General features: G+C 63.6%; 9 protein-coding genes. 2 read left to right on the plus strand and 7 right to left on the minus strand.

Translation table 11 applies throughout. The features are described from left to right. Positions 1 to 23: 23 nt before the first annotated feature. From AWB67_RS10875 to AWB67_RS10905, 7 genes are all read right to left on the minus strand, one after another. Positions 24 to 980 carry a GDP-L-fucose synthase family protein gene (locus AWB67_RS10875; RefSeq protein WP_087656247.1) on the minus strand — a complete coding sequence of 319 codons (957 nt, stop codon included), beginning with the start codon at positions 978 to 980 and terminating at the stop codon, positions 24 to 26. A gap of 3 nt (positions 981 to 983) precedes the next feature. Beyond that, on the minus strand, positions 984 to 2,102 hold the full coding sequence (gene gmd, locus AWB67_RS10880; protein ID WP_087656248.1) for a GDP-mannose 4,6-dehydratase: 1,119 nt from the start codon (positions 2,100 to 2,102) through the stop codon (positions 984 to 986). Between the two features lie 74 nt (positions 2,103 to 2,176). Further along, complete coding sequence (locus AWB67_RS10885) at positions 2,177 to 4,411, minus strand: polysaccharide biosynthesis tyrosine autokinase (protein WP_087656249.1); 2,235 nt, start codon at positions 4,409 to 4,411, stop codon at positions 2,177 to 2,179. 81 nt (positions 4,412 to 4,492) lie between these two features. Next, positions 4,493 to 5,680, minus strand: a complete 1,188-nt coding sequence (locus tag AWB67_RS10890; protein ID WP_087656250.1) for a polysaccharide biosynthesis/export family protein — start codon at positions 5,678 to 5,680, stop codon at positions 4,493 to 4,495. 15 nt (positions 5,681 to 5,695) lie between these two features. Beyond that, positions 5,696 to 7,075 (minus strand): undecaprenyl-phosphate glucose phosphotransferase, encoded by a 1,380-nt coding sequence (locus AWB67_RS10895; RefSeq protein ID WP_087656251.1) that lies wholly within the window; start codon positions 7,073 to 7,075, stop codon positions 5,696 to 5,698. A gap of 105 nt (positions 7,076 to 7,180) precedes the next feature. Next, a complete protein-coding gene (locus tag AWB67_RS10900) occupies positions 7,181 to 8,719 on the minus strand; it encodes a mannose-1-phosphate guanylyltransferase/mannose-6-phosphate isomerase (RefSeq protein WP_087656252.1) in 1,539 nt (512 codons plus the stop codon). 142 nt (positions 8,720 to 8,861) lie between these two features. Then, positions 8,862 to 9,866 carry a GlxA family transcriptional regulator gene (locus AWB67_RS10905; protein WP_087656253.1) on the minus strand — a complete coding sequence of 335 codons (1,005 nt, stop codon included), beginning with the start codon at positions 9,864 to 9,866 and terminating at the stop codon, positions 8,862 to 8,864. Between the two features lie 138 nt (positions 9,867 to 10,004). Here AWB67_RS10905 and AWB67_RS39490 point away from each other — a divergent pair, with 138 nt between their 5' ends. Then, a complete protein-coding gene (locus AWB67_RS39490; protein WP_125477574.1) occupies positions 10,005 to 10,271 on the plus strand; it encodes a hypothetical protein in 267 nt (88 codons plus the stop codon). A 1,021-nt stretch (positions 10,272 to 11,292) separates the two neighbouring features. Further along, positions 11,293 to 13,443 (plus strand): hypothetical protein, encoded by a 2,151-nt coding sequence (locus tag AWB67_RS10910; RefSeq protein ID WP_087656288.1) that lies wholly within the window; start codon positions 11,293 to 11,295, stop codon positions 13,441 to 13,443. Positions 13,444 to 13,475 lie beyond the last annotated feature (32 nt).

The raw sequence follows: 13,475 nt of genomic DNA on the forward strand, positions 1-13,475 counted from the left end.
TACGTCCGCGTTCAGGTGCGTGCTCATGCTGCGACCGCCGTCTGTGAAAGCCCTTCATACCGCGCGAGAAAGTCCGCATACGTTGCGGCGATGCCGTCTTCCAGTGCGATCGAAGCCTTCCAGCCCATCTGCTCCAGTTTCGATACGTCGAGCAGCTTGCGCGGCGTGCCGTCGGGTTTGCTCGCATCGAAGGCGAGTTCGCCCTCGAAGCCCACCACGCGGCACACGGTTTGCGCCAACTCGCGAATCGTCAGGTCCTCACCGACGCCGACGTTGAACACGCCCTCGGCGACGTTGCTTTCCATCATGAAGGTCGCGGCATCGGCGAGATCGTCGACGTGCAGGAACTCGCGGCACGGCGTGCCCGAGCCCCACACTTCGAGCACACCGTCGCCGCGCAGCTTCGCTTCATGCGCTTTACGGATCAGCGCGGGCAGCACGTGGCTGCTTTGCAGATCGTAGTTGTCGTTCGGGCCGTAGAGATTCGTCGGCATCAGCGACACGAACTTCGTGCCGTATTGCTGGTTGTAGGCCTCGCACATCTTCAGGCCCGCGATCTTCGCGATCGCATACGCCTCGTTGGTCGGCTCGAGCGCGGAGGTGAGCAGATATTCCTCCTTGATCGGCTGCGGGCAGGCCTTCGGATAGATGCACGACGAGCCGAAGAAAATCAGTTTCGGCACGTTCCAGCGCGACGCCGCGTGGATTACGTTCGTTTCGATCGCGAGGTTCTCGTAGATGAACGACGCAGGCATCGTCGAGTTTGCATAGATGCCCCCGACGCGCGCCGCCGCGAGGAACACCACATCGATTTGCTCTTCCTCGAAGAACAGGTTGACGCCGCCCTGATCGGTCAGGTCGAGATGCGCACGCGTGCGCGTCACGATGTTGCGGTAGCCCGCGCTGGCGAGCCGCCGCACCAGCGCGGACCCGACCATCCCCCGATGCCCCGCCACGAAGATGCGTGCGTTCTTGTCCATGGTTCACTCGTGATGTTCGAGAGCCTTGAAGCCTGCCAGCGTGACGAGCGCGTCGCGCCGTGCGATCTGGAAGTCCGAGCGAACCATTTCTTTCACGAGCGACGAGAACGACGTCTCCGGCTTCCAGCCGAGCTTCTCGTGCGCCTTCGTCGGATCTCCGAGGAGCGTCTCGACCTCGGTCGGGCGGAAGTAGCGCGGATCGACGCGCACGATCACCTGGCCCTGCGCGAGCTTCGTTTCGCGGCCTTCGACGCGATCCACGATGCCCACTTCATCCACGCCTTCGCCTTCGAAGCGCACGTGAACGCCGAGTTCAAGAGCCGCCTGCTGAACGAAGTCGCGCACGCTGTACTGCACGCCTGTGGCGATCACGAAGTCTTCCGGCTTCTCCTGCTGCAGCATCATCCATTGCATCTCGACGTAGTCGCGCGCATGGCCCCAGTCGCGCAGCGCTGACAGGTTGCCGAGATACAGGTCGTCCTGCATGCCCACCGCGATGCGTGCGATCGCGCGCGTGATCTTGCGCGTGACGAACGTCTCGCCGCGCACCGGCGACTCGTGGTTGAACAGGATGCCGTTGCACGCGTACATGCCATACGCTTCGCGATAGTTCACCGTGATCCAGTACGCATACAGCTTCGCAACCGCATACGGGCTGCGCGGATAGAACGGCGTGGTTTCGCGCTGCGGGATTTCCTGCACGAGACCGTAGAGTTCCGACGTCGATGCCTGATAAAAGCGCGTCTTCTTTTCGAGTCCCAGGATGCGGATCGCTTCGAGGATGCGCAGCGTGCCGATGCCGTCGGCATTCGCCGTGTACTCCGGTTCTTCGAACGACACCGCTACGTGGCTCTGCGCCGCGAGGTTGTAGATTTCGTCGGGCATCACGCGCTGGACGATGCGCAGGAGGCTCGTCGAATCGGTCAGGTCGCCGTGGTGCAGGAAGAGCCGTTGGTCCGGATCATGCGGATCGCGATACAGATGGTCGATGCGGTCGGTGTTGAAAAGCGAACTGCGGCGCTTGATGCCGTGTACCTCGTAGCCCTTTGCGAGCAGCAACTCAGCGAGATACGATCCATCCTGCCCCGTGATGCCGGTGATCAAAGCCACTTTGCGGTTCATTGTCTACCTCGCCTGTTTGCCATGCCGAGAAGGCGCGTGCCGGACACGCGCCGAACTTGTGTCCGCCAGCATCGTTATTCGGAGATGCTTTCGTATCCGTAATAGCCTGCGTAGGTACTGCCCATCAGCATCTTCGATTGCGGGACGTCGGTGAGGAGGACGCCCTTCATGTTCACGCCGCCGTGATGGAGGCGCTTCATCGTTTCGCCGATTTCCTGCACTTGATTCTTGCCGTGACGCACGACGAGCAAGCTCGTGCCGGCATGCTTGCCGATGACGGTGGCATCAGTGACCGCGAGGACAGGCGGCGTGTCGACGATGACGAGGTCGTAAAGGTGTTTGAGTTCGTCGAGTACTTCTCCAAGGCGGTCGCTCATCAGGAGTTCGGACGGGTGCGACGGCAGCGAGCCCTTCGTAATCAGGTCGACGCCCGGCAGCACGTCGCGCAGGATCGCGCTCGATACGTCCGCGCCCATCAGCACGTCAGAGAGGCCCGGCGAATGACGCACGCCGAAATGCGAGTGGATGTCGCCACGGCGCATGTCGCCGTCGATCAGGAGCACGCGCTTGCGGGTCGATGCGACGAGCGTCGCGAGGTTCACCGACAGGAACGACTTGCCGGCTTCGGGACGCGAGCCCGTCAGCATCACGACGTTGTTGCGCGCGTCTTCCAGTTGCAGTTGCAGCGACGTGCGCAGCCCGCGAATGCCTTCGACCGCTGCATCTTCCGGCGCTTGCGCGGCGAGCACGTGCAGCCCTTCGGTGCGCTGGCCGACCTTGCGTTGCAGGCGCAGTTGCGTATTGCTGCGCGGCACGATCGCGAAGACGCGCACGCCCAGTTGCCGCTCGATGTCTTCCGGACGCTCGACGCCGCCATACAGCGCCTTGCGAACGAACGCCACCAGGATGCCGAGCACGAGGCCGACACCCGCGCTGATCAGGATCACGATCAGGCGCTTCGGACGCACGGGATCGTCGGCCGCTTCGGCGAAGTCGACGACGCGCACGTTGCCCGTCTGCCCTGCCTTCGCGATGCGCAGTTGTTGCGCGCTGTTGAGCAGGTTCGTATAGAGCTCGGTGTTGACCCGCACGTCGCGCAGGAGGCGCAGCGCGGTCTGCTCGGTATCGGGCAGCACGGACACGCTCTTGCCGAGACGCGTCTGCGCACCGGCGAGCGACGCGATCTGCGCATCGAGCGCCTGCACCGAAGGATGGTTCGCCGTGAAGCGCAGCGACAGTTCGGCGCGTTGCTGTTGCAGATCGCTCAGCTTCGTCTTGTTATCGACGATCTGTTGCAGCAGCAGACGGCTTTCCTCGCTGAGATCCACCGTGCCCTGGCGATTGCGGAACGTGTTGTAGCGCTGTTCGGCTGCGTCGAGCTGTTTGCGCAGTTCGGGCAGTTGCTGGTCGAGGAACGCGAGGGTGCGCTCGGCTTCGAGCGAACGCTTCTCGATGTCCTGCTGCGTGAAGCGGCGCGCGATGCTGTTCACGATTGCCGCGGCCTGCTTGCTGTCGCCGCCTTCGAGGCTCACGCTGATGATGCCCGACTGCAGCGCGGTTTCCGTCACCGTGAGGCGCTTTTGCAGCGCGTCGATGGTGCCGAGCGTCGAGAAGCGTTGCAGCTCGAATTGCGAGCCGGGCGCGCCGACGAGCTTCTCGACCTTCAGCTTCACGGGACCTATCGAGCTCGTGCCCGACACTTCCTGGCCGACCTTGCCAGTCAGGATCGCGATGCCGTTCGGATCGTTCAGCACGTAGGTGCCGTTTTCTCCGGCGACGAGCGTGAAAGTCTTTTCGTACTGCTCCTTCGGTGTATCGAAGAGCGGCACTTGGATCTGCTCGCTGCCCCATGCGAAGCGCGACATGTAGCCCGCCGGGATCGGCTTGTCGAAAGCTGCGAACGCGCTCGCAACGAGGCCACCGACAAACGGGAAGTAGCGCGGCGTGGCGATGATGTCGAGGTGCATGCGGCGCACTGCGTCTTCGACGACGAGGCGCGAGCGAAGGAGTTCGATCTGCGCAGCGGTGGTCGACTTGGCGTCGAACATCTGCGAGACGGTCTGGACTGCGTTGGCGTTTGCGTTGTTGTTGTTATTGCCGCCGGCGTTGCTTTCTTCCGTTTGAATCAGGGCGTCCGCGCGATACGTCGGAGGCGCGAGGAACGCGTAGGCCGCGCCCAATGCGATGACCGCCAACATGACAACCGTTACCAGCTTCCAGTTGCCGAGCACGGCAGCCAGATAGTCCGATAACCGTAACTCGTCCCCCGACGATACATCCGAATATCGTGTATCAAAGTTCATGGCCATGGTGTCGCTCACTCGTTCTGAACTACGTTCTGAACTGCGCATTGGGCGGCGCGCGCGAAATGCGCGCGCCGTGCGAACGGCTTACTTCGTGACGATGGCTGCGGTCAAACCAGCATTGATTGCCGGCAACAGCAGGTTAAGCACGCGGCTGAATCGGACCAGGCCGCTGTTATCGATATAAACGACATCCTTCGGTTGCAGCTCGAAGTTGTTGGCGAGCAGCATCGAAACCGGCGAGCGCGCATCCAGGCGATAGATCTCCGGCTTGTCGCTCTGGCCGTTGCGGATCACGTACGTTTCCTTCGGATTCGACGTTTCCTGGTTCAAGCTGCCTGCCTGCGAGATCGCGTCGGAAAGCGTGAGCTTGCCGTTCTTCATCGGGATCACGGTGGCGGGTTTGTTCACTTCGCCCATCACGTAGATGCCGTTCTCTTCGCGCGAATCGATACGCAGCGAGTCGCCCGGCTTCAGCACGATGTCCGAGGGGCTGCGGCCCTTCTGCGTCATGGCCGCCATGTTGATCGTGTATGTGGCGCCATCGCGCAGCAGCGTGACGCGGCTCTGGTCGGCGCTCGGCGCGAAGCCGCCCGCACGGCCGATCGCTTCGGTCAGCGTCATCGGGATGTCGTTGAAGGTCTGCGAGCCCGGTGCGCGCACGTCGCCGTCGATGTAGACCTGCGACGAACGGAACGATGCGACACGCACCGTGATCTGCGGCTTCACAAACACCTTCGACAGTTCCTTGTACAGCTCGCGCTGCACTTGTTCCGCGGTCTTGCCGGCGACGTGCAGCGGCTTCGTCACGTACGGGAACTGCAGGTTGCCGTCCGCATCGACGACGAAACCAGGTGCGGCATCCGCCGTGCGCGTGTTCGGGTTCGGCTGGCCGAGCGCGGCTACGAGTTCAGGGTGATCCCACACCGTGATCTGCAGCACGTCGCCCACGCCGAGCGCGTAGGAACCCGCTTTGCCGAAGAGGCTCGCGAGCGGATCGGGACCGGTCGACGCCGGCTGCGCACGCATCTTGCGCACGAGCGACAGATCGATCGGCGTGATCGGGATGTTGACTTCGGTCGCCGGATCGCCGGCGTCGTTGCTGGTTTCAACCAGCGTCGGCGGCGACGTCATGCGCATGCCCGGCGCCAGGCCGCAGCCTGCGAAGAGCGCGCACAGCGTTGCTGCGGCGGCGAGTGTGCCGAGCCGGAATCCGGACGTGCCACGGTTGTTGTTGGTCAGCGACGTGGTACTTGGTTGTTTTTGAATGAGCATTGGTCGTCCCCTGCATCAGTAAGCGTTGGTGTGGCGTAATCCCTTAAAGATCGTTGCGGCGATGATTCTCATGTCGAGGCCGAACGACCAGTTCCCGAGGTAATACAAATCGTGTGCGACGCGTCCCTCCATTTTTTCGATGCGATCCGTTTCGCCGCGAAAGCCATTGATCTGTGCCCAGCCGGTAATGCCAGGTTTGATCCGATAACGATGGATGTATCCCGATACCACCTTCTGGTACAGATCATCGTGCTCCAGCGCGTGCGGACGCGGACCAACGACGGACATGTCACCCCGCAGCACGTTGAAGAATTGCGGCAGTTCGTCGAGGCTCGTGCGGCGCAAAAATGCCCCCACACGTGTGACACGCGGATCATTGCGCGTTGCCTGGCGAACCACGCCGGCCTGCTCGGTATGCACTCGCATCGAGCGGAACTTGTAGATCTGGAAGACGCGGCCATCCGCGCCCTTACGGCGCTGCTTGAAGAACACCGGTCCGCGCGAGGTGAGCTTGATCGCGAGCGCGATGCAGATCAGGATCGGCGAGACGGCAAGCAGCGCGCAGGCCGCGAACACGCGGTCGAAGAGTTCCTTTTGCAGCAGAGCGCTCGGCGAGAGCGGCGATGCCACCAGGTTGATCGCCGTTTCGCCCAGCAAATCCGTTACGCCGGATTCGAAGAGCGCAAGGCTCCGCACATCGGGGATGAAGCGCACGTTCACCAGGTCGTCGCGGAATTCGTTGACGTACTTGAGGATCGTGCGTTCATGCGAGAGCGGCAGCGCGAGCCAGACTTCGTTCACGTTCTGCGTGCGCACGAAATTCACGAACGAGACGATGTCTTCGAAGACCGGCACGCGGGTGTTGATCGGGCCGGCTTCGGGCGTCGCGTTGCACACGGCCGAGGCGCGGAAGCCCGAGGCGGGCGAGCGGTCGATCTTGCGAATGATCGACTCGCAGTGCCGTCCGCAGCCCACGACCGCGACCGAATGCAGGTTCATGCCGGCGTTGCGCATCCGGGCGAGGACCGCATGCGTGGCGAGGCGCCCGGCGATCAGCAAGCCGCCCGACATCGCCGTCCAGTACGCGAACCACAGCCGCGACACGTAGTCGAGCCGGTGCAGCGAAAACATCAGCACGAGTGCGCACGCCTGCACGATGAGCCACGCGAGCGACACCTGGCTCGCGAGCACGATCTTCGAGCGTCCGCGCCACGATTCGTACACGCCGAACGACGGAAACAGCGCGAGCGAGAACGCGGCCGCGAACGCGACGAACGCCACGTAGAAGCGATGTGCCTCGATGTTGTCGAAACGAATCTGCGACGCGATAGCAGCGCCGCAGATGATCATTGCGACGTCGAATATCCGCGCCAGTAGTCCCTGTAAATCGCGCATCCTGATTCTCCCCGTCCTGCTTTTCCGATGACGAACCGCAAACCGCCGCTTCCTCCGTGTCCCTGCCGTGCTGCGTGTCCCGTCTTTTTTGTGTGTTCAGCTACTTCAGCTACGGCCGTATGTATCGTCGAAGCGAACGATGTCGTCTTCGCCGAGATACGAGCCCGACTGCACTTCGATGATTTCGAGCGGCACCTTGCCCGGGTTTTCAAGCCGATGCGTCACGCCGAGCGGGATGTACGTCGATTCGTTCTCGCTCAGGAGGAACTGCTCCTCGCCGCGCGTGACGAGCGCCGTGCCGCACACGACGGTCCAGTGTTCCGCGCGGTGGTGATGCATCTGCAGCGAGAGGCGCGCGCCCGGCGTCACCACGATGCGCTTCACCTGGAAGCGGTCGCCGTGATCGATCGAGTCGTAGAAACCCCACGGCCGGCGCACCTTGCGATGCGCTTCCGCTTCCGGCGCATGCTCTTCGCGGATGCGTGCGACGAGACCCTTGATGTCCTGCACGCGCGAGCGGTCGCAGACGAGCACCGCATCGTCCGTTTCCACCACGATGATGTTGGTCGTACCCACGCACGCGACGAGGCGTCCGCCTTCCGAGCGCGCATAGCTCGACGTCGCGCCTTCGAACACGACGCGGCCCGCGGCCACGTTGCCCGATTCGTCCTTCTCCATCGCGTCCCAGACGGCGTCCCACGAACCCAGGTCCGACCAGCCCGCGACGAGCGGCACCACGACGCCCGCGCAAGGCGCATTCGCCGTGCCGACGTGCTCCATCACCGCGTAGTCGATCGAATCGGACGGCGAGCGGCCGAATGCGTCTGCATCGGGGCGCAGATAGGCGCCGTCGGTGCGTCCTTCCTTCACGGCCGCGACGCACGCTGCATGCATCTCCGGCTGGAGGCGTTCGAGCGCCGCGAGCCACACGCTCGCGCGCACCACGAAAATGCCGCTGTTCCACCAGTACGTGCCGGCGGCGACGTATTGCGCCGCGAGTTCGGCGGCCGGCTTCTCGACGAAGCGGTCGATCTGATGCGCGCCTGCGTCCAGCGCGCCGCCCAGGTGGATATAGCCGAAGCCGGTGTCCGGGCGCGTCGGCGGGATGCCGAGCGTTGCGATGGCACCCGCTTCGGCATGCTGCGCGGCGATGTCGATCGCGCGGTGGAGCGCGTCGATGTCGGCGATCGAATGATCGGCCGGCATCGCGACGATGATTGCGTCGTGGCCATCGGCGCAGGCGAGCGCTGCGGCCAGCGTCAGCGCGGGCGCCGTGTCGCGCCGGGCGGGCTCGACGATGATGCGCGCCGCAACGCCACTCGAGCGCACTTGCTCTTCAGTGGTGAATCGATGTTCCTCGCCGCATACGATGATGGGCTCGGCCGCGACCTGCCAGTCGCCGGGAAAGCCCTTCATGCGGGAGACGGTTGCCTGGAGCAGCGAGTCGGGACCGACCACGCCGATCAGTTGCTTCGGAAACTGCTCGCGTGACATCGGCCACAGACGCGTGCCGGAGCCACCGGCAAGGATCACGGGCACGAGCGAGCGGCATGGCTCGGCCAATCTGGCCGAGCCTGCTGCGTCCACCCCCACCCCACCCTCGTAACCGGTTGCGTCCTTGGCCTGCGTATCGTGTTTCGTCATCGTCGGGCTCCTGCCTGCTGGATGTTGCGTTGCGCGGAAAAAGTCTCCGCCTGAATACCGCTCGAAACGGTGTGCCGCCGGGCGCGTTTCGCTCCCGGCCGGCGAAAATAAATTGCCTTAAGCCGCCTTGCCTTGAGCGGCCTCAGCCGTTCGAATCGCGCCTGCTCTGCATCCGGTACTCGGTCGGAGAGATCAGAAGGCGCTTGCGAAAAATCTTGGCGAGCCGGTCGCCGTTGCCCATGCCGCTCCTGCGGGCGATCTTGTCGACGGGCAGCTCCGAATCCGTCAGGAGCGCGCACGTCACGGCAAGCCGCGCCTGCAGCAGATAGTCGGACGGCGTGATGCCCATCTCGATCTTGAAGCGGCGCAGGAAGTTGCGTTCGCTCATCGCCGCGACCTGCGCGGCATCGACCACCGAGATCGGCCGCTCGCAGTTGTCCTGCAGCCAGCGCGCCGCCGCCCGGATCTTGTCGCCGGCGGTCGCCGCGCCACTGTCGCCGAGCAGCGACACCAGCTTCGCGGCGGACCCCGGCATCAGCCGTTCGGCCACGCCACGCGATACGTCCAGTCCCAGGTCGCGCTTCACGATCAGGAGCGCGCCCTTCATCGATTCATAGCGGTCGCCCGCTTCGCTCGCCTGCTCGTCGCGCACGACGTGGATCATCGTCGACGACCCGTAGCGCGCATGGGTTTCGTGCGCGTTGCCAATACCCGCCGCGTCCAGCACCTTACGGCCTTCGGAGATCGACTTGACGACCGTCGTCTTCGAATGAACTCGGCGCACCCATTCGATGATGCGTTCGTCGCCGGCCGCGTCGTCGGCGCCCTTGCCGCCCGCCACGAAGAGCGCGTCGAAGCCGCCGTAATGGCGCGCATCGAGCCCGTCGGTCCAGACCCTGACCGAGGACGAGCACGCCACGTTGCCGCCTTCGACCGAGAGGAAGCGCACGTCATAGGTGCACTCGGCCCGGCCCTTCGCCGACGACAGCTCGTTCGCCATGTGGAAGACCTCGGCGACGATGCCGGCGCCCAGGAGCGAAAAGCCGTCGTACAGCAGGATTGCGATGCGTCTCACCTCGGACTGCGAGCTTCTGGTCGAAGTGGGTATCCACCCCATGACCGCGGGTTCGAGATTTGCGTAAGGCATGGTCATCCTCTGCAGCTTGCGTAATCCACGACCTGTGGAACGCTCGCTGCCATTGCGGTGCATCATCGTCGTAGCCGATTTGACGGAGGCTGCGCGTGACCGATGGAAGCGAGATGTTGGCGGAATTGGTCCGCTGGCTTGAATCATAAACAGACAAACTTTTTTACGCTTGCGATTTTCGCGCTGAAGCCGGGAAATCTGTTCTGCTATGAGGCGGAACGCACATTGAAATGCTTCCCCGAATTCAGCGACCTGCCACAAGCCGGCATTGCGCAAAAAGCAAACGCAATCTCCGCCCGAATGGTTAGAGCAGTTTCCAGTCCGGTTGCGTTTTCTGGCGGCTTGGCTTCGGAGAATCCCTTGTCGGACAAGGCTCTCCAAGCCCCATCAGGGTTTGTGGGCTAGCGCACGCAGAACTTCAGACGTTAGAAACTGATTCATCCGTGAAACATTGAAATGTCCAATCGATTCGGCTCCTTTCTTTTGATTCAACATTTTTGCTACCTTTGTTACCGATCTGAATCAACTTTGACAGGCAATTTATTGACGCCGCAATTGCCAGAGGGCGATTAAATAATAATCGGTTGTCATTTTAAAATCGGAGTGGCAGAGGGGTCGGAATTAATCGGGGGATAGCGTATGCCGCTTTTATATGTGTGAATAACACGTCCGATTTGTATGAATGCATATGCTGCCCTGCACCACTGCCGCACGGCCTCCTCGTCCCCTATACGCGGTTCGTTTGTCTACGGATGCGTCCGCCAATCATTAGCTATTTGACGCACTGCGTGAGCGCCATCCGCTTTGGCGCATTTCATATGATTCGTGACAAAGGGTCATAGCGAGCGTGCCGAGCGAGCCATTAATCTCCCGATGAATGATGTAACGGGGACATGTTGCGATGCGGCATTTTTTACTGGTTCTCGTCGAACAGACCGGCAAGATGCGATCACCCGGTCCAGACCATCGGACCATGTTTCACTCCTGATACTCGCTGGATTTTTGGTGGATCAGGCGCCTGGCGGATGCCCGAGGCGCGACCCGCGAAGGCTGTCCCGGTCCGCCAACCTTCAGCGCAACGGCTAGCCGCCCCGAAACGCCTGACTTATGCTGGATTGGCCGTGTGAAGTGCGTTTGCAGGTGGTGCCCCGGTTGACCGGGTGGGGTCCGGACGCATCGGCCGAGGCGCTATGGGCAACAGGCCTCGGACAAAAACGTGACGTACCGCACAGTTCGCGAAAGCGTCGCAAAAACGTTTCATTTTGGTAGCACGGCGCCGAGAAGCGCCTGCCGGACCGTCGCCGTGTCGTGAATTCCACTTGCGGACGCTATGAAACCCCCCTCTCGCCGCCGTCGAACGTGCTCACCGAATGTCGCAAAAACGCAACAGTACCGCGCGATCTCGCTCTTGATCGCGGCGGTCTTGATGCAGGGTTGCGACCGGGCGTCGTCGGATGAGAAGGCGGCGGCTCCCGCGCCCGCGTCGGGATCGATGGTGATCGAGGGCACGACGTGGCTCCCGTGCGCGCGCGAAGGCGCGACCTGCGCGCTGCGCGGCACGGCGCGCGTGATGTACGGCACGGCGAGCCAGCACGTCGTCAAGGAATTCACGGACGAGGTCGTCTGCGACAACACCGCCTTCGACGACCCCTCCCCAGGCGCCGACAAGCGCTGCTGGTACGCGAGCCCGGCGGTATCGCCGGCGCGGCCGGGGGCGCGGCCGGCATCGATGGCGCCCGTCGCCGATGCGGACACGCGGCCAAGCGCGCCGCCCGCCGTGCCACAACTCGACTGCAAGGCGCCGGGCGCGCCGGGCCCCGCGACCGAATCGGGCGATCCGATCGAAGCCGATACCCCCGGCAGCGACGGCACGCGCATGTTCGCGCGCGGCGCGCCGGTGCGCATCGCGTTCACGGCGCGCCCCACCGCCGCCGATGCGCTCGTCTGGCAGATCCGCGACGCCTGGAACACCGTGCGCGCGAGCGGCCGCTTCCCCGTCGCGGCGCGCGCGGGCACCTACACGCTGTCTTGCACGACGCAGACGGCGGGCTACTTCGCGATCTCGGCGAGTTTCGCGTCGAAAAAAATCGCGCTGATGGCGCGCGGCACGCGGCCCGCCGGCATCGCGACGTTCGGCGTGCTGCCCGACGTGTCGGCCGCGCTCCCCGCCGTGGCCTACGCGCATCCGGACCAGCATCGCTTCGGCGGACAGGGCGCCGCGTATCTGAAGCCCGGCGAGTCGTGCTGTTCCGGCGACGGTTATCGGCCGCTCTATCCGAACCTTGGCCTCACGTGGGTCAACGACAACCGAAACTGGTACATGACCGAGCCGAAGGGCCCGAACATGTTCAACGCCGCCGCCGATAACCTCACGCCGTTCTTCAAGCCCGGCGATCTGTTGCGGCTGATCCAGCTCGACGGCATCCCCGGCTGGGCGAGCCCCACGCACGAGCGGACGCACAGCTACGCGCCCGCGTCGCTGGATCAATACCGCGCGTATCTGCGGCGCGTCGGCGAGGAATCGAACGCGGTGCGCAAGCGCTACTTTCCGCAGCAGACGAACAATTACTATCAGGTGACCTGGGAACCGGACTACGAGGGCGGCCTGCCCTGGCGCGATTCCGACGCGAATCTCGTCGCGATGTTCAAGGCGACCCACGAATCGATCCACGCGACCGACCCGAACGCCGTCGTCATGGGTCTCACGCTCTCGCAGCTTTCGACCAACACGACGTGGCTGAAGCGCCTCGCGCCGCTCGGCATCGGCAAGTATCTGGATGGCGTGAGCGCGCACGGGTATTACGACATCGGCACCTCGCCGTCGCATCCGCCCGAGCGTTTCGCCGACAGCGGCGATCCGGCCAAGACGCTCCCCGGCGCGATGCGCGAACTGCGCCGAACGATGACCGACGTCGTCAAGCCGGGCGCGAAGCTCTTCGTCACCGAGACGGGCGTGAGCTACGACATCGGCAGCAAGTACGGCCCGAACACGCCGAACGCGAACGTGCTGTACGCGCAGGGCGCGGTAGTCGCGCGCACGCATCTGATCCTGCTCGGCGAAGGCGCGGACGTGAGCTTCGTGTTCTATTCCGCCGATCCACCGGAAGTGGGCTACGGCGTGTTCTTCGATCTGGTGAACGCGCAAGGCGGATTCGGCCAGACGCAGATCAGCCCGAAGCCGGCGGCGATGAGCGTCGCGGCGATGACGCGTCTCATCGACGGGACGACGACGCTCGGGGCCGTGAACGGCACGCCGAAGGGCGTTTATGCGTATGCGTTCCAGCGGCTGAACGGCGGGAAGGTCGTGACGGCGCTGTGGACGCACCGGAATGCGGTATGGCCGGGCGCGGGCGGCTTCAGCTCGACGTACACGGCGAACTACAGCCTGACCGTCGATGCACCGGACAAGTCCGGCAACGTGACCGTGTTCGACATGATGGGGAACGCGACCACGATGCCGTACAGGAACGGACGCGTGGCGCTGGCGCTCACCGAGTCGCCGGTATACGTCGTTTCCGACAATGCGCAGTTCATGCGATCCAATGTGGCGACGCCCGCAGGATACGTCGCACAGTAGCTTCTTAAGCGCATAAAACACGACTTTGCGCA

It is taken from the genome of Caballeronia terrestris, assembly GCF_001544515.1.
Taxonomy (GTDB): Bacteria; Pseudomonadota; Gammaproteobacteria; order Burkholderiales; family Burkholderiaceae; genus Caballeronia; species Caballeronia terrestris.

Excerpts from the sequence above, each read along its gene's own strand:
- AWB67_RS10875 (WP_087656247.1), bottom strand. The coding sequence starts at position 980 with ATGGACAAGAACGCACGCATCTTCGTGGCGGGGCATCGGGGGATGGTC.
- AWB67_RS10900 (WP_087656252.1), bottom strand. The coding sequence starts at position 8,719 with ATGACGAAACACGATACGCAGGCCAAGGACGCAACCGGTTACGAGGGT.
- AWB67_RS10885 (WP_087656249.1), bottom strand. The coding sequence starts at position 4,411 with ATGGCCATGAACTTTGATACACGATATTCGGATGTATCGTCGGGGGAC.
- AWB67_RS10895 (WP_087656251.1), bottom strand. The coding sequence starts at position 7,075 with ATGCGCGATTTACAGGGACTACTGGCGCGGATATTCGACGTCGCAATG.
- AWB67_RS10905 (WP_087656253.1), bottom strand. The coding sequence starts at position 9,866 with ATGCCTTACGCAAATCTCGAACCCGCGGTCATGGGGTGGATACCCACT.
- AWB67_RS10910 (WP_087656288.1), top strand. The coding sequence starts at position 11,293 with ATGCAGGGTTGCGACCGGGCGTCGTCGGATGAGAAGGCGGCGGCTCCC.
- gmd (WP_087656248.1), bottom strand. The coding sequence starts at position 2,102 with ATGAACCGCAAAGTGGCTTTGATCACCGGCATCACGGGGCAGGATGGA.
- AWB67_RS10890 (WP_087656250.1), bottom strand. The coding sequence starts at position 5,680 with ATGCTCATTCAAAAACAACCAAGTACCACGTCGCTGACCAACAACAAC.